Raw genomic sequence first — 18,546 nt, 5'->3', positions numbered from 1 at the left:
GCCCTAAGCCGATCGACGCAGGAGGGAGGGGAGGCGTTCGGCGAAGCGTTCGTACTCGTCGGCGCGGTTGTAGATCTGGCCGCAGACGCGCAGCCAGCCACGGCCGTTCCAGGCGTTGAGGTTGACCTCGGTCTTGAGCTCGTCGGAGATCCGCTCGCGGAGGGCCACCGCCTCGGTTTGGGTGGTCGCGATGCCGGCCGGCAGGGGGATGAGGCGCATGGCCACGTCAGGGCCGCCCGGGTCGGGCAGTTCGTCCGCCGAGAGGCCGAGGGCCGTGCCGATCACCCGCTGGCCGTACGCGGCGAGGGCGGCGTTGTGCGCCCGCACCTGGTCGATGCCCAGGCTGCGCAGCGTGAACAGCCCGGCCGGCGCGGCCAGCCACGGCGTGTAGTCCAGCGTCGCCTGGAACTCCACGTTGTCGGGGAAGCCCTTCGGCTGCTGCCACGACACGACCAGCGGCTGGATCCGGTCGACCCAGCGTTCGGCGACGGCCAGGAGGGCGGTGCCGCGTGGCGCGTACGCCCATTTGTGGAAGTTGCCCACCCAGAAGTCGGCGCCGATCCGGTCGACCTCGACGGGAAGCATCCCGGGCGCGTGGGCGCCGTCCACGAGGACCGCCACGCCCAGCCGGGCCGCGACGGTGGCGATGGTCGCGACGGGAAGCTGGTAGGCGGTCGCCGAGGTGATCTGGTCGACGATCAGCAGCTTGGTCCGGCCTTTGTCCAACGCGGCGCGGATCCGCGCGACGACGTCGGTCTCGCTCGCCCGCATCGGCAGGGTGATCAGGCCGGCGGTCGCGCCGGTGCGGGCGCACTCGCGCTCGACGGAGTACGAGATCGACCCGTACCCGTGGCTGGTCGTCAGGACCTCGTCGCCGGGGCCGAGCCCGATCGACTGCAGGGCGATCGCGATGCCGCTGGTCGCGTTGCCGACGAGTGCCGTGCGGTCCGGGTCGGCGCCGAGGAACGTGGCGAGGTGCCGGCGGGTGTGCGCGACCCGGTCGAAGAAGCCGCGGTCGAAGAAGCGCAGCGGGTTGTTCTCGACCTCGTCGCGCAGCCGCTGTTGGACGCGCTGCACGTTGACCGGCACGGCGCCGAACGAGCCGTGGTTGAGGTGGGCGACGCTCGGGTCCAGGGAGAACAGCAGCCGGGCACCAGGAAGGGGGGTGGGCGGCGCGGGTTCAGCCACGGACGGACCTCATAGGAATGATCGTACGAGTCGATCGAGTCGTGGGGCGGCTGGATGCCGCCGCGGGCATAGGCTGCGCCCATGTCGTCCCGGGACTCGCACTGCTCGTTCTGCGGCGCCGCGTACGCGCCCGATCAGGCCTGGCCGAGGGTGTGCGCGGCGTGCGGCGAGACCACCTACCGCAACCCGGTGCCGGTCGCCGTCGCGGTGCTGCCCGTCGACGACGGTGTGCTGGTCATCCGCCGGGCCGTTCCGCCGCGGGTCGGGCTGCTGGCGCTGCCGGGCGGGTTCGTCGACCACGGCGAGTCGTGGCAGCGGGCCGTGGTGCGCGAGTTGGGCGAGGAGACCGGGATCGTGGCGGCGGAGTCCGACGTCACCCTCTTCGACGTGCACAGCGCCCCGGACGGCACCGTGCTCATCTTCGGCCTGCTCCGGGCCAGGTCGGCGGCCGACCTGCCGGTCTCGGCGCCCAACGCGGAGGTCGCCGGTTGGGCGGTCGCCCGCGACACCACCGACATGGCCTTCGATCTGCATGCCCGGGTGCTGACGCGCTACCTGTCGGAGCGCGTCACGGCCTGACCCGCCGCGTCAGGCGCGCGGATGTGCCTGGCGGTAGGCCGCCCGCAGCCGCTCCATCGAGACGTGGGTGTAGATCTGCGTCGTCGCCAGTGACGCGTGGCCGAGCAGTTCCTGCACCGCGCGCAGGTCGGCGCCGCCTTCCAACAGGTGGGTGGCGGCGGAATGGCGCAGCCCGTGCGGCGTCATGTGCGGCAGGCCGGCCGCCTGCGCGTACCCACTGACCAGCCGCCGCACCACCGTGGGCTGCAACCGGCCGCCGCGCGCGCCGAGGAACAGGGCGTCGCCGCTGGTCGCGCCGGCCAGCGATGACCGACCCAGGCGCAACCAGTCGTCCAGCGCCTCCTGCGCCGGCAGTCCATAAGGGACGGAGCGTTCCTTGTCGCCCTTGCCGACCACCCGGACGACCCGCCGGCCGCCGTCGACATCGGCGCGGTCCAGGCCGCACAGCTCGCTCACCCGGATCCCGGTCGCGTAGAGGAGCTCCAGCACCGCTCGGTCACGCAGCAGGGTCGGCGCGGCCTCTTCACCCGGTGCCAGCACCAGCTCGGTCGCCTGCTCCGCGCGCAGCACGGCGGGCAGGTCGCGGTTGGCCTTCGGCGTGGCGAGCTTGGCGCCCACGTCGACGTCGAGCAGGCCGCCGCGGTGCGCCCACGCGCTGAACGTCCGCGCGGCCGCGGCCCGGCGGGCCAGTGAGGTGCGGGCGCCGCCGAGCGTACGCAGCCGGGCCAGCCAGCTGCGCAGCACCGCGATGTCCAGGTCGCCCGGCGCCGCACAGCCCATCCGGGCGGCGTGGTCGAGCAGCGAGACGACGTCGCCGACGTACGCGCGTACCGTGTGTGTCGATCGGTTTTCGACGTGTGACAGGTGGCGGGCGAACTCGTCGACCGCTTCGCGCATCGCGTGCGGAAGCGCCTCGTGCAGCGCCTGCGTCGATCGGCCCATCACCCGCGACGGTCACCGCCGTGGGTGGCCCGCGTCAAGCCGCCGCGCCGGGTGTTGGCCGCTGGGCCGGCCGCCGGGTCAGCCCGCCGCGAAGCCGGCGGCGAGCAGGAGGCCCAGCCCGACGACCAGGTACACGGCCGGCGGACGGAGCCAGCCACCCGGACCTTCGGGGCGGACGGCGCCGGTCGTGGCGCTGTAGAGGCCGGCCGCGAGCAGCGGCAGGCCGGCGATCAGCAGCATGCCGGAGACGATGCCCGAGATGACCAGATCGCCGGAGAACATCGAGTCGAAGAAGATCCGCAGGGCGCCGATCTCGAAAACAGCGGTGAGTACGCCGTAGAGCAGCGCGAGCGCCGGGCGGCGGGTGCGGTAGACCCCTTCGCCGGCAGGTGCGCCGCCCGGCCGGCGCATGTCGTCGCGCGGAGCGATCGGCGGCATCAGGCCGGTCGGGGCGTTGAGGCCGGCCGCGCCGTCGGGCATCGCGTCCGGCATGGGCAGCGGCGGGGGGACCGGTTCGCCGATCGGCGGTCGGGCCTCCGCCGGACCGGTGCGGGGGAGTTCGCCGGTGGCCGGGCCCGCGTACGCCCGCTGCGGTGGCTCGTCGTTCTGGCGCCTCCTCGCGTCGGCCGGCAACGGGCGGGCGGAGCTGTTCCACGACGGCTGCTCGGCCTGTTCGTCGCTCCAACGCTGCTCCCGGTCGCCGCCGGTCGTGAACCCGTTGAAGGACGGCTCGGCGCCGCGGTCGGGACCGGAATCGCGAGGCTCGGGTGCGCGGTAGCCGCCGTCCCGCCAGCTTCCCTCGCCGAAGCCGCGATCGTCGTCGTTCCACCGCTGCTGCTCGTCGTCGGGGTATCCGCGTCGTCCGTCCACGAGCCGCACGGTATTCGACCGGCCTGCGAGGCGGCCAGCCGAGCTTCCGAATTGCGGGTTTAAGTCGCTGTGATTCCGATCCCGATACCATGCTTTCGGGCGGTTGAGCCTGAACTTTCCACAGGTCGTCGTTGTCCACAGGGGAAGAGCGCCCGGCTTCCGGCGCGCCCTCGGCGGCCGGCATCGTCGGCACATGACGGTGGTACGACAAGCGGTCGGCGCCTGGGGTGAGCGGCGGGCGGCCCAGCATCTGTCGGACGCGAACTTCCGGGTGGTGGCCCGCAACTGGCGGTGCCCGCTAGGTGAGATCGACATCATCGCGTGGGACGGCGACACGCTCGTCTTCTGCGAGGTCAAGACGCGCCGGGGGTTGGGCTTCGGGCTGCCGGCCGAGGCGGTGGTGGCGGCCAAGGCGCGGCGGCTGCGCCGGCTCGGTGCGCGGTGGCTGGCGCTCAACAGCGTGCATCCGCGCGAGATCCGGTTCGACGTGATCGCGGTCCTGATCCGGCGGCCGGGCACCGTCGACATCGACCATATCCGTGGCGCGTTCTAGCACATGATCGCCGTGCGCGCTCCGTTGTCCACAGCCTTCGGGTTGTCCACAGGCGCCCGTGCGCGGCCCTACCGTTTGCGTCAACGTCTTCACCGTGAGCTACGCGAAGGTGCTGTCAGTCGGTCTGGTCGGTGTCAGCGGACATCTTGTCGAGGTCGAAGCCGACCTGTCCGCCGGGCTGCCCGCCGTGGTGATGTCCGGCTTGCCGGACACGGCTCTCAACGAAGCCCGCGACCGGGTGCGGGCGGCGGTCGTCAACTCCGGTGAAAGCTGGCCCAACCGGCGCATCACCGTCAACCTGCTGCCCGCGACCCTGCCCAAATACGGCTCTGCCTTCGACATGGGCATAGCGGCGGCGCTGTTGGGGGCGGCCGGTGAGCTACCGCTGGCCGCCCTCGACGGTGTCGTGCTGCTCGGTGAGCTGGGTCTCGACGGCAGCGTGCGACCGGTCCGCGGTGTCCTGCCGATGGTCGCGGCCGCTTTGCGTGCGGGCGTGCACCGCGCGGTCGTGCCGCTGGCCAACGCCGCCGAGGCCGCCGTCGTGCCGGGCGTCACGGTCAAGGCGGTCGAGACGCTGCACCGGCTGGTCGCGTTCATCCGTGCCGGTGGCCCACTGCTCGACCCACCGGCCGACCGACCGCCTCCGGAGCCGGCGATGCCGGATCTAGCCGACGTCGCCGGTCAGGCGCTGGGCCGGCGAGCGATCGAGGTGGCCGCGGCCGGCGGGCACCACGTGGCGATGTTCGGCCCGCCCGGCGCGGGCAAGACGATGCTGGCCGAACGGCTGCCGTCGGTGCTGCCGCCGCTCGACGACGAAGCGGCACTCGAGGTGACGGCCCTGCACTCGGTGGCCGGTCTGTTGCCGGTCGGCGGCCGGCTGGTCCGCCGCCCACCGTTCCAGGCCCCACACCACTCGGCGACGTTGGCCGCGCTGGTCGGCGGCGGCTCGGGCCTCGCCCGTCCCGGCGCGGTGTCGCTGGCCCATCGCGGCGTGTTGTTTCTCGACGAAGCTCCCGAGTTCGCGACCAGAGCCCTCGAAGCGTTGCGCCAGCCGCTGGAGTCCGGGCGGGTGCTGTTGAGCCGCACGGGCGGCACCACCGAATACCCCGCGCGGGTCCAGTTCGTGGTGGCCGCTAACCCGTGCCCTTGCGCGAAGCCACAGGGCGACGCGGGGTGCGAGTGCACACCGCTGGCTCGGCGCCGCTATATGGGCCGGCTGTCCGGCCCGCTGCTCGACCGCATCGACGTGCAGATCGAGCTGATGCCGGTCACGGCGGCCGACCTGTTCGTCTCGACGAGCGTCGGCGAATCGTCGGCCGCGGTGGCGCAGCGGGTGGCCCAGGCCCGGGCGGCGGCTTCGGCGCGGTGGTCGGCCGCGCGGTGGCGGGTCAACGCCGAGGTGCCCGGCCCGGCTCTGCGCCAACCGCCCTGGCGGCTGCCTGCGAACGACACTCTGCAGCTTCGGCGGCGGCTCGACAGCGGGTCGCTGTCGGCACGGGGTTTCGACAGGGTTTTACGCCTGTCCTGGTCCATCGCTGATCTCGACGGCCGCGACCGGCCAGACAGCGAGGACGTCCAGGAAGCCCTGGCCCTGCGCACAGGCGGTGGGCGGCGGCGCGATGGCTGACACCGAGATCCAGCTGGCTCGGGTGGCGTTGACGCTGCTGGCGGAGCCCGGCACGCGCGCGGTGCACCGCCTGGTCGCACGGCATGGGCCGCGGGCGGCACTGGCGCTGGCCCTGTCGGGCGAGATCCCGGACGAGACGGCCCGCGACGCGGTCGCGGCCCGGCTTGCTGCGGGCGATCCGCGCCCGGCGGCCGAGGCGGCACTGGCCACGGCCGCCCGGCTCGGAGCGCGGTTGGTGGTTCCCGAGGACGCCGAGTGGCCGCCCGGGCTGGCCGCGCTCGAAGTGGTCCAGCTCTCGGTCAGCGACCGCCGGGTCGACCGTGAGCTGGCGCCGCCGCTGTGCATGTGGGTGCGCGGCGAGTGGCCGCTGTCCGACGCGTTCGACCGATCGGTGGCGATCGTGGGGTCGCGGGCGTCGACTCAATACGGGGAGCACGTCGCCACCGACCTGGCCTACGGCCTGGCGGAGCGGGAGTGGACGGTGGTGTCGGGTGGCGCCTTCGGCATCGACGCGGCGGCCCACCGGGGAGCGCTGGCCGCGGGCGGGCTGACGATCGCGGTGCTGGCGTGCGGCATCGAACGCGCTTATCCGGTCGCCAACACGGCGCTCTTCGACCGCATCGCCGAGACCGGCCTGCTGATCACGGAGTGGCCACCGGGAGCCGACCCACTGCGGCCACGTTTCCTGATCCGCAACCGGGTGATCGCGGCTGCCACCCGCGGCACGATCCTGGTCGAGGCGGCGGCCCGCAGCGGCGCAACCCAGACGATCCGCCGAGCGATCGCCATGCGCCGGCCGGCGATGGTCGTCCCGGGCCCGGTCACCTCGGCGATGTCGGTGGGTTGCCACGAGATCCTGCGCCTGCACGAGCCGGCGCGGTTGGTGGCCAACGTCTCGCACGTGCTGGAGGAGGTCGGCCGGATCGGCGCCGACCTGGCACCGCCCTTGATGGGTCCGCAACACCCGCGGGACCAGCTCGACGACCAGGCCACGTTCTTGCTGGAATCCCTACCGCGCCGGGGCACGATCTCCCCGGACGCGGCGGCGAGCCGGGCGGGGGTCGACATCCGCACCGCCCTGCGCAAGCTCACGCTGCTCGAAACACTGGGATTCGTCGTCCGCCGTGAGGGCGGCTACGCGCTCGCGCCACAACCACGGCGCCTACCGGAAAACGACCCGCCATGACCACCACCAACGGCGTCGACAGGTCAGCCCTGACCGTCGCCACCGGCCGGGACGGTCCATCCATGCCCGCCGCCGAAGCGGCCTCGCCAGCCTTCGGCTGCGCCGCTCGTCTGGACCGGGCTGTCGGCGCCGTCGTGGGTGTTGGCGTGCTGGGTGTCGGTGGTGCTGCTGGTTTGGACCGGGCGGTGAGCGATGTCGGCGGTGAGGGTGTACCGGCTTTCGGTGGTGCGGGTGGTCTACGTGGGTCGACGTCGGCGCCACCACCGGTCTGGACCATCTGGCGACCAGGGCGGACGGGTCTGCTCTCGGTGCCTGTATTGGACCTGGACGGTCGGCCATGATCGCCGCCGGCGCGGACGTGCCAATTGCCGCTGGCCTGGACCGGCCGGCGCTCGACGCCGCCGGGCGACCGGCCAGCGCCTTTGGCGACGCGGCGGGCCAGGTCTGTGCGGGTGGGTCTGATGAGCGCGCTCCCTGCCATGGTGCTGGTCTGGAGGGGTTGCCCGGAGGTCGCGAGCGGACTGCGGCGGCCCGATGCGTTGCGAGCCCGATCGGTCGTCGCCGGGACGAGCCACGCGCAATCGTCACGCGACTCCTGGTGGCGCGTGCGGTGATCGTCGATGTGATCGAGCTGGTGTGCGTGGCTAGGCCCTGCGGACCGGATGAGCGTGACTACCTCGGACAAACGGATCAAAGGGGAGGGTCGGGATGTCCTTCCTGACCGAGGACGAGATGAATGAGCGGCTGCGGGCCGCCCGCGACGCGGCGGCCCGGCGGAGGTCTGAACGCCAGCGCCTCCGCGAGGCCTTCGCCGCGACGCGGCGTGTCGGCCTCCAGCTCAGGGTGGCCACGAAGCTCGCTCGCATGGACCGCGAGCTCGCGGACGTCCATGACCCGATTCCACCGCCATAAGTGCGAATCCCGGCAGCGCGGCGGGCGTGCCATGTATCGACGGACCTGACCGAGCGGTGGGATGGGCTGTCGCGGTGATGCCCATCGCGCTTCTGGGGTCTGTGGGTATGCCGAGCTTGAAGAAGCGGTCCGGGAGGGTCGCGGTCTAGATCTTGGTCGGTCGGGGCGGCGGTGTCCGACAACCGGTCGCGTACTCTCCGCGACGGCGCTGGTTGGCCCCTCGGAGCACCCGCAGAGGCGGGGAAAGGGTGTGGGGGCAGACGGCGTACACTTGGCTTTTGGCGACCGCCGCAGGGCGGTCGACCTCGCGCGCCCTTCTCGCGTTCGCGTCCTTGTGGCTCGAGGTGAGCGACGGTCCCCTGGTCCTGATCTTGATTGGGCCCACCATGGCCGGCGACCGGGCGCCAGGACGCTCGGCCGCCCGGCCGGCGTGACAACCAGGGACAACACGAGGAGCGCCCCACCATGGCCGTTGTGACCATGCGCCAGCTGCTGGAGAGCGGTGTCCATTTCGGGCACCAGACCCGGCGCTGGAACCCGAAGATGAAGCGCTTCATCTTCACCGAGCGTAACGGTATTTACATCATCGACCTGCGTCAGACGCTGGACTACATCGAGAAGGCGTACGACTTCATCCGCAACACCGTTGCCGAAGGTGGCAGCGTGCTGTTCGTCGGCACGAAGAAGCAGGCGCAGGAAGCGATCGCCGAGCAGGCGTCGCGGGTCGGCATGCCCTACGTCAACCACCGTTGGCTGGGTGGCATGCTCACCAACTTCCAGACGGTCTACAAGCGGCTGCAGCGCATGAAGGAGCTCGAGGCCCTCGGCGACCTCAGCGGCACCGCGGCCGGCTACACCAAGAAGGAGACCCTGCAGCTCTCGCGCGAGAAGATCAAGCTGACCCGCACCCTGGGCGGCCTGCGCGACATGCAGAAGGTCCCGGCGGCCATCTGGGTCGTCGACACCAAGAAGGAGCACATCGCGGTTGACGAGGCCCGCAAGCTGGGCATTCCGGTCATCGCGGTGCTTGACACCAACTGCGACCCCGACGAGGTCGACTTCCCGATCCCGGGCAACGACGACGCGATCCGGTCCGCCGAGCTGCTGACCAAGGTCGTCGCGGCCGCCGTTGCCGACGGGCTGATCGCGCGGTCGGGCCGTGGCCAGCGTGGTGGCGCCGACGAGAAGCCGGAGCCGGGCGTGGTGGCCGCCGACGAGCCGCTGGCCGAGTGGGAGCGCGAGCTCCTCGAGGGTGCCGACAAGAAGTCCGACGAGTCGGCGACCGTTTCCGCGGAATGAGCTGGTTCCGGGCCCGCCCTACCGGGCGGGCCCGGCCACGACCCCACTAACCATCAAAAGAGAGAGTCATGGCTGACTTCACCGCCGCGGACGTCAAGAAGCTCCGCGATCTCACCGGCGCCGGCATGATGGACAGCAAGAAGGCGCTGACCGAGGCCGACGGCGATTTCGACAAGGCCGTCGAGGTCCTCCGGATCAAGGGTGCCAAGGACGTCGGCAAGCGTGCCGGGCGCACCGCCGCCAACGGTCTGGTCGCGCACTCCGGTCGGGCGCTGCTCGAGCTCAACTGCGAGACCGACTTCGTCGCGAAGAACGCCGACTTCATCGCCCTCGCGCAGCAGCTTGTCGAGCACGCCGAGCAGTCGGGTGTCACCGACGTCGAGGCGCTGCTGGCCAGCAAGCTGGCCGACGGCCGTACCGTCGCGGACACCATCCAGGAAGCCTCGGCCAAGATCGGCGAGAAGCTCGTGCTCAACCGCTTCGCGGTGCTCGACACCGCCGGCGAGGTGGCCGTCTACCTGCACCGCAAGAGCCAGGACCTGCCGCCGGCCGTTGGCGTTCTGGTCCAGTACGGCGGCAAGAGCGACGAGGCCGCCGACGCCGACGCGCGCGGTGTGGCGATGCAGATCGCCGCGATGCGGCCCAAGTACCTCACCCGCGACGAGGTGCCGGCCGACGTCGTGGAGTCCGAGCGTCGGATCGCCGAGCAGACCGCTCGCGAGGAGGGCAAGCCCGAGGCTGCCCTGTCGAAGATCGTCGACGGGCGCACCAACGCGTTCTTCAAGGACTTCGTGCTCCTGGAGCAGGCGTCGGTCGCCGACAACAAGAAGACCGTCAAGCAGGTCGTCAACGAGGCCGGCATCGACCTGACGCGGTTCGTCCGCTTCGAGGTCGGCCAGGCCTGAGCCGGCTGCGCGCCCCCGTCCGACCGGGCGGGGGCGCACCACCGGCCCGAATGCCGGTGGGCTGCGCGGGCAATACGCTCCAGTCGGCACCGACCGGGTGCCGAAGCGACGCACCCCGAAACGGGGTGCGGGGAGCACCGGACGCAATCCGGTGCGGCAGGCGACGAGAGGCGGTCGGATGACGGACGTGGCAGGCGAGTCGGCGTGGGCGGTCGAGGACCCCACCGCACCACCTCCGGGCAGGCCCCGCCGGGTCGTACTCAAGTTGTCGGGTGAGGTCTTCGGCGGCGGCATGGTCGGCGTCGACCCCGATGTGGTGCAGGCCGTCGCCCGCCAGATCGCGTCCGTGGTCCGTCGCGGCGTCCAGGTCGCCGTCGTCGTCGGCGGTGGCAATTTCTTCCGCGGCGCGGAACTTCAGAAGCGCGGCATGGACCGCGCCCGCGCCGACTACATGGGCATGCTCGGCACGGTCATGAACTGCCTGGCCCTCCAGGACTTCCTGGAGAAGGAGGGCATCGAGACCCGCGTACAGAGCGCGATCACCATGGCCCAGGTCGCCGAGCCCTACATCCCGCTGCGCGCCATCCGCCACCTGGAGAAGGGGCGTGTGGTGATCTTCGGCGCGGGTGCCGGGATGCCCTACTTCTCGACCGACACCGTCGCCGCCCAGCGTGCGCTGGAGATCCGTGCCGACGTCGTGTTGATGAGCAAGAACGGGGTCGACGGGGTCTACACCGCCGATCCGCGCACCGACCCGACGGCCAGCAAGTTCGACTCGGTCACGTTCGCCGAGGTGCTCCGGCGCGGGCTGCGGGTCGCAGACGCGGCCGCGTTCAGCCTCTGCGAGGAGAACGGCTTGCCGATGCTGGTGTTCGGCGCCGAGGGCGACGACACGATCATGAGGGCCGTCGCCGGCGAGCGCATCGGCACACTGATCACAGCCAACTGAGAGCCACATCCCCAGAAGGAGGCGACGGACCCGGTGATCGACGACACACTCCTCGAGGCCGAGGAGAAGATGGATGGCGCGGTGAACCACGCCAAGGAGGAGTTCGCCGCTATCCGCACCGGTCGGGCCAACGCGGCGATGTTCTCCAAGATCATCATCGATTACTACGGCACCCCGACGCCGCTGACCCAGATGGCGTCCGTCGGCACGCCGGAGCCGCGGATGGCGATCATCAAGCCGTACGACAACTCGCAGCTCGGCGCCATGGAGAAGGCGATCCGCGACTCGGACCTCGGGGTCAACCCCAACAACGAGGGCAACCAGCTGCGCATCGTGCTGCCCCAGATGACCGAGGAGCGGCGTCGCGACATGATCAAGGTGGCCCGGCACAAGGCTGAGGAGGCCAGGGTCGCGATACGCAACAGGCGGCGCAAGGCCAAGGAAGAGCTCGACCGGCTGGTGAAAGACGGCGAGACCGGGGAAGACGAGGGTCGACGGGCCGAGAAGGACCTCGACGACCTGACCCACCGGTACGTCACACAGATCGACGAACTCTTGAAGCACAAGGAGATCGAGCTGCTCGAGGTCTGAGCGGGAGGTCGCCGGAGGTGCAGTAGGCTCGGCACGATTCCTCCTGGTCAGGAGATCGATAGGCGAAGGGGGGCTCGACGACATGTGGCGTTCAACGGCGGGCCCGGTTGTGGGCTGATGTCCTACTCTGACCCTTATTCGAGCGTTGATCCGCATCGGGCGCGGCACTCCGGTGCCGCGCCCGATGATTACGAGCCCGGTTTCCATACGAACCTCGACGTTCCGGGCTGGGCCGGCCCCACTCAGCCCGTGCCGGAGACCGAACCGCCCTACGGCGGTGACACCAACGGCTTCGCCGACACCACCCAACTTCCCGTCGTCTCGCCGCGCGCCGACCGGCGGCCGCGCGACGACGACCCGGACCCGGCACCGCCGCGCCGCCCCGGCCCCGGCAAGCGCCGGGCGGGCCCGGGCCGACCCCCGACCACGCAGAAGACCAGCCGCGCCGGCCGCAACCTCCCGGCCGCGATCGGCGTCGGCGTCACGCTCGGCGCGGTCCTGCTCGTCTCGCTCTACACCTACAAGCTCGCCTTCCTCGGCGTCCTCGCACTGGCGGTGGCGGTCGGCATCTGGGAGGTCAGCCGGGCCATGCGTGCGGTCCGGGCCCAACCGCCGACGATCCCGCTGATCGCCGGCGGGGTGCTGATGATCTGCCTGGCCTGGTACGCCGGCGCGGACGCCCTGCTCCTCGGCCTGGCGGCGACCCTGCTCGCCGCGACCGTCTGGCGGCTGGCCGACGGCCCGAAGGACTTCAAACGGGACCTGACCGCGTCGACCCTGATCGCGGTCTACGTGCCGTTCCTGGCCGGGTTCGCCGCGCTACTGGCCGTCCCACCGGACGGCGCCGACCGCGTCCTGGTCGTGCTGATCGGGGTCGTGCTCTCCGACACGGGCGGTTACGCGGCCGGGGTCTTCCTCGGGCGCCATCCCATGGCGCCCACCATCAGCCCGAAGAAGTCGTGGGAAGGTTTCGGCGGCTCACTGGTCGCGGCCGCGGTCGGCTCGGCGATCAGCTGCTACTTCCTGCTCAACGTCGACTTCTGGTGGGGCGCCCTGATCGGCGCGGCCCTCAGCGTGGCCGCGGTCCTCGGCGACCTCTTCGAGTCGATGCTCAAGCGCGACCTGGGCGTCAAGGACATGAGCCACCTGCTTCCAGGCCACGGCGGCCTGATGGACCGGCTCGACTCGATCCTGTTCGCGGTGCCGACGGCCTACCTGTTGCTGTCGATCTTCGCGCCCGTCCGCTGATCGACGGCGGACCCGTCTCGCCTTGCTTCGGCGCGTGAGTTAGGTCATTGCTCGTCGGCCGCGGCGACTGAGTGGGTAAAGCGACGTTTCGGGTACGCGCGACCGCAGTGCCCCATGTCGAATGTGGTCGATGAGATGGTCGCTCTCCGTGTAGCGGCGGCCCGCGCCTATCCAGATTCAGCGCGAATTCGGATAAAGAAAGCGTTTGGTGCGCGGACCCGGCAGCGAAGCGGAGCGAGCGGTGCGCGCGGGAGCGAGCGGTCGTGCCCACGACGGACGTGCGTCAATGAATTGACATTTGATCTCCCTGTTTTTGTTCCGACACCTGGGCAGGTGAAGGTGATCGAACAGTCGTGGGAGACTGGAGCCGCCATGACGAGCTTGCCCATTGTTCAGTTGGACGCCGCATCCGCCGGGCGGCGGCCGGCCATGCCGCCGCGACACCTTGCCGATCTTGACGTTGCGGGCCGCGAGGAGGCTTTGGTCGCTCTCGGTGAGCCCAAGTTTCGTGCGCGGCAACTGTCGACGCATTACTTCGGCCGGCTGGTGCGTGACCCCGACGCGATGACCGACCTGCCGGCGGCCAGTCGCGCGAAGATCGCGGATGACCTGTTGCCGCGGCTGTTGACGCCGGTACGCGAGATGGCCTGCGACGACGGCGCCACCCGCAAGGCGTTGTGGCGGCTGCACGACGGTTCGCTCGTCGAGAGCGTGCTGATGGGATATCCCGATCGGGTCACCGTCTGCATCTCCAGTCAAGCCGGCTGCGGCATGGCGTGTCCGTTCTGTGCGACGGGTCAGGCCGGGTTGACCCGCAACCTGTCGACCGCCGAGATCGTCGACCAGGCTGTCTATCTCGCCGGCGTCGCCGCGTCGGGTGCGGTCGCCGGCTCGCCGCCGCGGCTGTCGCACGTCGTGTTCATGGGGATGGGCGAGCCGCTGGCCAACTACAACCGGGTGCTGGCCGCCGTGCGGCGGTTGACGTCGCCGGCTCCCGAGGGTCTCGGGCTGTCGCAGCGGCACATCACGGTCTCGACCGTGGGGCTGGTGCCGGCGATGCGCAAGCTGGCCGACGAAGACCTCCAGGTGACTCTTGCGCTGTCGCTGCACGCGCCCGATGATGATCTGCGCGATGAACTGGTGCCGGTCAACCAACGGTGGAAGGTGGCCGAGGTGCTCGATGCCGCGTGGCACTACGCGGATCGCACGGGGCGCCGTGTTTCCGTCGAATACGCCATGATCAAGGACGTGAACGACCAGCCCTGGCGAGCGGATCTGCTCGGACGCCTGCTGGCCGGGCGGCTGGCGCACGTCAACCTGATCCCGCTGAACCCGACTCCGGGCAGCCGGTGGGACGCCAGCGCCAAGCCCGTCGAGCGCGAGTTCGTCCGGAGGCTGCGCGCGGCGGGCGTGTCGACTACGGTGCGTGACACCAGAGGTCGCGAGATTGACGGCGCGTGCGGGCAGCTCGCCGCGGCCGAGGTGACGACATGACCGCGTTCGGGGCCGCGGCCGAGCGAACTAACCAGGAGACATAGTGGCGAGCCAGGGTCAACGATTCCGCCGCCGGGCGTTGCGTCGCGGCTACAAGGTCGACGAGGTCGACGCCTTCCTCGACCGCGTCGAGGCGACCCTGTCCGGCGAGCCGATCGGCGCGCCGGTCGGCTCGCAGGAGGTCCACGACGTCGTCTTCCGGGTCCGGTTCGGCGGGTACGACGAGTGGCAGGTCGACCTGCACCTGGACCGCGTCGAGCGCCAGGTCGGCGAGCTCGAGGAGCGCAACGGGCGCTTCAGCGGGCCCGACCGGATGGGCCTGCCGGAGCGGATGGGCCCGCCCGGCCCGCTCGGTGGTCCTGGCATGGGCGGCCCGCCGGACCGGATGGGTCCCCCGGACCGCATGGGCCCGCCGATCGCGGCGCCGCCGCCGGGTGCCTTCGGCCCGCCGGAGCGACGCCCCGCGGCGATGGGTGGCGGCGGACCGCTGCCGACCCGACCCGTGCCCAACGACCCCTACGCGCGTCCCGGCCCGCCGCCGCCTTACGGCAGTGGGTTCGAAGGCCCACCACCGCGCGGGTACGACGGCCCCGGCGGCCCCCCGACGATGGGCGGTGGCGGCCCGTCCCGTGGCGGGTTCGGGCCGGACGACGACTACGACGGGCCGGAGCAGCCTCCGCCCGGCCGGCGCGGCCGGATGGACATGACGGCGGAGATCCGCATGCCCGAGCGCGGCGACCTGGGCCGCGGCGGTGCTCCCGGGCACCCGGGCGGTGGTCCCGGCGGTCCGGGCATGGGTGGCGGCGGCCCGGCGATGGGTCCCGGTCCCGGCATGGGCGGCGGTCCTGGCTTGACCATGGGCGGTGCGCCCGGGGGTGGTCCCGGCATGGGCGGCCCGCCGCTGATGGGCCCGCCCGGCAGTGACCTGGCGCGCGTCGACCAGATGCGGCGGTCGTTCCAGGTGCGACGGTTCGGGAGCGGCTACGACCCGATGCAGGTCGACCGGTTCTTCGAGGACGTGCTGACCGGGATGACGGGCCGCGGCCCGATCCCGACGACGGACGCCGACTTCGACGCCGGCCAGTTCGGTCTTGTGCCGGGTGGCTACTTCGAGGCCGAGGTGGAGCAGGCGTTGCACGAGGTCCGCGACATCGTCCGCCGCCGCTGACGTTCTCTTGTGCGTCCCGCCCGCCGTTCCTGGCGGGCGGGACGTTTTGGTTTGGGCGGTCTCGGCGTGCTGGCGGAGGTCCACGATGTCGTCCGCCGGCGACAGACGCCAGGTGCGGGTCGACCACAGATGTTTTCTGGCGCGTCCTGCTCGCGCTGTTCCTGGCTAGCGGACGACGTTCCGCCGTTCTCGCGGTTAGGTGCGGCGTGCTGACGCATGCAGGTCGGCGCCCGCTGTCGCGTTGGCGGCGGGCGGGGAATGCGCGCGCTGCGGCAGGCGCGGGCTCCGGCCCGGCGCTGGTCCGAGCGACCAGCAGCCGGGCCCGGCCAGTGCTGGTGAGGCGATGAACGCATCCCGGCGTCGGTGTGCTCGGCGCGGTCGCCGTGATGAGCAGGGTCCTGGTTGTGTGGCGCGGACCTGGCAGCGACGCGGAGCGAGCGGCGTCCGGCGGGAGCGACGGTCGTGCCCCCGACGGACCCGGGAAAGCTTGGACTGCTGTTAGACGTTGCGGTCGTGCCGCAGCCGGCGCGGGTCCGGGTTGGTCAGGAGCGGAGGCCGTTGCGGCGGAGGACCTCGTCGCCGATGACCGCGAGGATCAGGACCCCGGCGATGCCGTTGAGCCAGATGCGCTCGACGCCGGTGACCTCGTTGTTGCAGAACTGCATCAGCACCAGCGAGATGGCGACAACGATGGCACCGATCCGGCCGGACCTGCGGTGGCCAGGTTTCCTCTGGTCGGGGGCGATGACCGGCTCGTGCTCTGCCACCTCGTGGCTCCTCCCTCGGACGTATGCGGAGATCAGTGTGGCAGACCCGTGGCGTCGGGGATCGGGCACCCCGGTTCGTCGGGTAGCGTTTTCGCCGTACCTGACGCGCTTTTGATCTTGGGGGTTTGCTGCCGTGCGAGTGACCGGGACGGGACACGCCAGCATGCGGATCGACACCCCGGCGGGGAGCATCCTGTGTGACCCCTGGGTCAACCCCGCGTACTTCGCCTCGTGGTTTCCCTTCCCCGACAACTCGCAGCTCGACTGGGAGACGCTCGGGCAGGTCGACTATCTCTACCTGAGCCACCTGCACCGCGACCACTTCGACGCCAAGCACCTCAAGCGGTTCGTGTCGAAGAAGGCGCGGGTGCTGTTGCCGGAGTACCCGACCAGCGAGCTCGAGGACGAGCTGCGTGAGCTGGGCTTCACCGACTTCATCAAGACCGTGTCGGAGGAGGTCATCGAGCTCGACGGCGGTCTGAAGGTCATGATCCAGGCGTTGACGTCGCCGACGGACGGGCCGATCGGTGACTCCTCTCTGTGGGTCGAGTACGACGGGGTGCGACTGCTCAACCAGAACGACGCGCGGCCGACCGACCTCGCGACGTTCGAGGCGCTCGGCCACGTGCACGCGCACATGCTGCAGTTCTCGGGCGCGATCTGGTACCCGATGGTCTACGAGCTGCCCCAGGCCGCCAAGACCGCGTTCGGCAAGCAGAAGCGCGAGCGGCAGTTCGACCGGACCTGGCGCTACATCGACGACCTGAAGGCGTCGCACGTCTTCCCGATCGCCGGGCCGCCGTGCTTCCTCGACGACGAGTTGTGGAAGTTCAACGACATCTTCGGCGACGAGGGCAACATCTTCCCGGACCAGTCGGTCTTCATGAAGGAGTACGCCAAGGTCGGCGGGAACAACGGCGTCGTGCTCCTGCCCGGCAGCGTCACGGAGATCACCGCGACGTCGATCGAGACGACCCACCCGACCGACGTCGACGAGTTCTTCGCCAACAAGGCCGCCCACCTCGAGGAGATGCGCGAGCGCAAGCGGCCGATCATCGAGGCCGAGAAGGCGTCGTGGCGGCACCCCGAGATCGACGTCCTCAAGGAGATGAAGCGGCGGATCGAGCCGCTCCTCGAAGAGTCGATCTACCTGGCCAAGGGCGTGGGGGGTCCGGTCCGCTTCGACCTGGTCGGCTACGACGGTGACTCGGTCGAGTCGATCGTCGTGGACTTCCCGGGCAAGGAGGTCCGGCGGTACGCGGACGAGAAGGTCCGCTACCGGTTCCGCACCGAGCGGGCATTGGTCGAACACCTCCTTTTCATCGACGAGGTCGACTGGGTCAACTCGCTGTTCCTCTCCTGCCGCTTCTCGGCGGCCCGGATCGGCCAGTACAACGAGTTCGTCTACGCGTTCTTCAAGTGCCTGTCCGAGGAGCGGTTGCAGTACGCGGAGGGCTGGTACGACGAGCACCAGCGCACCACCGACGCTGAAGACATCACGATCGGCGACTGGGTGGTGCAGCGACGCTGCCCGCACCTCAAGGCCGACCTGAGTCGCTTCGGCATCATCGACGGGGACACCCTGCAGTGCCAGCTGCACGGGTGGCGCTTCGACCTGCCGAGCGGGCGCTGCCTGACGGGTGTCGGACACCAGATCCGCGCGCGCCGGGCCGGCGACCCCGCACCGAGCACCGAAGGCGAGAAGCCCGAAGCCGCCGCGCCTACCGCCTGATCCCTCGCGCCGGTTTCAGCGGAGTAGGAAGGCTAGCTCCGTCTCCCATTTGTCGATGGCGACCTCGGCCGGGTTGGAGTGGTAGATCTCCAGGCGGCAGTGCCACACGTCGCCCGAGGGGGAGTCGTGGTGGTCGAACTCCAGGTCGCGCTCGTGTGCCCAGCCGAGGAAGTTGCCGGTCACGTCGAGCAGGCCGTCGGGGTGCCCGACGTGGGTGACCGTGAGGTAGCGGCCCGCGGGCAGGACGGCTGGGAAGATCTCGCCGCTGCCGCCGACCGGCATCCTGACCGGGACGCCCGCCTCGATCTCCAGCTCGCCCTCCATGTCGATGACGTTGTATTTGAGGAACGGCGCGCCGGCCGGGGCGACGCCGCGCTCGGCTAGGAAAGCGAACACGTCGGGGAAGCGGTCGGCGATGTCGGCGATGGAACTCATCGTCACCGTGCGCTTGATGGCGACGTAGTCCTGCGCCGGACGGTCGGTCACGCTGGGCTCGCTGGTCACGGCCGGTCCTTCCCTCGTGGCTGCATCGACCG

The 18,546-nt window shown here is 70.9% G+C and carries 18 protein-coding genes; 13 read left to right on the top strand and 5 right to left on the bottom strand.

From position 1 onward, the window contains the following. Positions 1-3: 3 nt before the first annotated feature. Positions 4-1,188, bottom strand: a complete 1,185-nt coding sequence (locus Air01nite_RS27855; RefSeq protein ID WP_203706286.1) for an aminotransferase class V-fold PLP-dependent enzyme — start codon at positions 1,186-1,188, stop codon at positions 4-6. 81 nt (positions 1,189-1,269) lie between these two features. On the opposite strand from Air01nite_RS27855, the gene Air01nite_RS27850 reads away from it, so the two are divergent. Further along, positions 1,270-1,767, top strand: coding sequence for an NUDIX domain-containing protein (locus tag Air01nite_RS27850; RefSeq protein WP_203706285.1), 498 nt, complete (start codon positions 1,270-1,272; stop codon positions 1,765-1,767). 9 nt (positions 1,768-1,776) lie between these two features. Here Air01nite_RS27850 and Air01nite_RS27845 read toward each other — a convergent pair whose 3' ends face one another. After that, positions 1,777-2,709 (bottom strand): tyrosine recombinase XerC, encoded by a 933-nt coding sequence (locus Air01nite_RS27845; protein ID WP_203706284.1) that lies wholly within the window; start codon positions 2,707-2,709, stop codon positions 1,777-1,779. Between the two features lie 78 nt (positions 2,710-2,787). Then, the gene (locus tag Air01nite_RS27840; protein WP_203706283.1) at positions 2,788-3,579 is read right to left on the bottom strand and encodes a hypothetical protein; all 792 of its coding nucleotides are present in this window, start codon (positions 3,577-3,579) and stop codon (positions 2,788-2,790) included. 193 nt (positions 3,580-3,772) lie between these two features. Between Air01nite_RS27840 and Air01nite_RS27835 the strand changes: the two genes are divergently transcribed. The 11 genes from Air01nite_RS27835 (at position 3,773) to Air01nite_RS27785 (ending at position 15,511) form a co-directional block, all read left to right on the top strand. Then, complete coding sequence (locus tag Air01nite_RS27835; protein WP_203706282.1) at positions 3,773-4,132, top strand: YraN family protein; 360 nt, start codon at positions 3,773-3,775, stop codon at positions 4,130-4,132. 94 nt (positions 4,133-4,226) lie between these two features. Continuing rightward, positions 4,227-5,759 carry a YifB family Mg chelatase-like AAA ATPase gene (locus Air01nite_RS27830; RefSeq protein WP_203706281.1) on the top strand — a complete coding sequence of 511 codons (1,533 nt, stop codon included), beginning with the start codon at positions 4,227-4,229 and terminating at the stop codon, positions 5,757-5,759. Continuing rightward, positions 5,752-6,945 (top strand): DNA-processing protein DprA, encoded by a 1,194-nt coding sequence (locus Air01nite_RS27825; RefSeq protein ID WP_203706280.1) that lies wholly within the window; start codon positions 5,752-5,754, stop codon positions 6,943-6,945. The genes Air01nite_RS27830 and Air01nite_RS27825 overlap by 8 nt, the downstream gene beginning before the upstream one ends. 708 nt (positions 6,946-7,653) lie before the next feature. Further along, a complete protein-coding gene (locus Air01nite_RS27820; protein ID WP_203706279.1) occupies positions 7,654-7,857 on the top strand; it encodes a hypothetical protein in 204 nt (67 codons plus the stop codon). Between the two features lie 465 nt (positions 7,858-8,322). Continuing rightward, positions 8,323-9,156: a 30S ribosomal protein S2 gene (gene rpsB / locus Air01nite_RS27815; RefSeq protein ID WP_203706278.1), complete on the top strand. Its 834-nt coding sequence runs from the start codon at positions 8,323-8,325 to the stop codon at positions 9,154-9,156. Between the two features lie 68 nt (positions 9,157-9,224). Next, on the top strand, positions 9,225-10,061 hold the full coding sequence (gene tsf, locus Air01nite_RS27810; protein WP_203706277.1) for a translation elongation factor Ts: 837 nt from the start codon (positions 9,225-9,227) through the stop codon (positions 10,059-10,061). A gap of 178 nt (positions 10,062-10,239) precedes the next feature. Continuing rightward, complete coding sequence (pyrH, locus tag Air01nite_RS27805; protein WP_203706276.1) at positions 10,240-11,010, top strand: UMP kinase; 771 nt, start codon at positions 10,240-10,242, stop codon at positions 11,008-11,010. Between the two features lie 33 nt (positions 11,011-11,043). Next, positions 11,044-11,601, top strand: a complete 558-nt coding sequence (gene frr, locus Air01nite_RS27800) for a ribosome recycling factor (protein WP_203706275.1) — start codon at positions 11,044-11,046, stop codon at positions 11,599-11,601. Between the two features lie 36 nt (positions 11,602-11,637). Then, positions 11,638-12,849, top strand: a complete 1,212-nt coding sequence (locus Air01nite_RS27795) for a phosphatidate cytidylyltransferase (protein ID WP_444541818.1) — start codon at positions 11,638-11,640, stop codon at positions 12,847-12,849. 372 nt (positions 12,850-13,221) lie between these two features. Next, positions 13,222-14,343 (top strand): dual-specificity RNA methyltransferase RlmN, encoded by a 1,122-nt coding sequence (rlmN, locus tag Air01nite_RS27790; RefSeq protein ID WP_203706305.1) that lies wholly within the window; start codon positions 13,222-13,224, stop codon positions 14,341-14,343. 43 nt (positions 14,344-14,386) lie between these two features. Beyond that, positions 14,387-15,511 (top strand): DivIVA domain-containing protein, encoded by a 1,125-nt coding sequence (locus tag Air01nite_RS27785; RefSeq protein WP_203706273.1) that lies wholly within the window; start codon positions 14,387-14,389, stop codon positions 15,509-15,511. A gap of 542 nt (positions 15,512-16,053) precedes the next feature. Here Air01nite_RS27785 and Air01nite_RS27780 read toward each other — a convergent pair. Continuing rightward, positions 16,054-16,278: a hypothetical protein gene (locus tag Air01nite_RS27780; RefSeq protein ID WP_203706272.1), complete on the bottom strand. Its 225-nt coding sequence runs from the start codon at positions 16,276-16,278 to the stop codon at positions 16,054-16,056. A gap of 133 nt (positions 16,279-16,411) precedes the next feature. Here Air01nite_RS27780 and Air01nite_RS27775 point away from each other — a divergent pair, with 133 nt between their 5' ends. Beyond that, complete coding sequence (locus Air01nite_RS27775; RefSeq protein WP_203706271.1) at positions 16,412-18,010, top strand: Rieske 2Fe-2S domain-containing protein; 1,599 nt, start codon at positions 16,412-16,414, stop codon at positions 18,008-18,010. Positions 18,011-18,025: 15 nt separating this feature from the next. Here Air01nite_RS27775 and Air01nite_RS27770 read toward each other — a convergent pair whose 3' ends face one another. After that, positions 18,026-18,514, bottom strand: coding sequence for a GyrI-like domain-containing protein (locus Air01nite_RS27770; RefSeq protein WP_203706270.1), 489 nt, complete (start codon positions 18,512-18,514; stop codon positions 18,026-18,028). Positions 18,515-18,546 lie beyond the last annotated feature (32 nt).

Origin of the sequence: Asanoa iriomotensis (genome assembly GCF_016862515.1) — a bacterium.
Taxonomy (GTDB): domain Bacteria; phylum Actinomycetota; class Actinomycetes; order Mycobacteriales; family Micromonosporaceae; genus Asanoa; species Asanoa iriomotensis.
The sequence above is the reverse complement of the archived record's forward strand: the minus strand, read 5'-3'. Positions and strand labels throughout refer to the sequence as shown.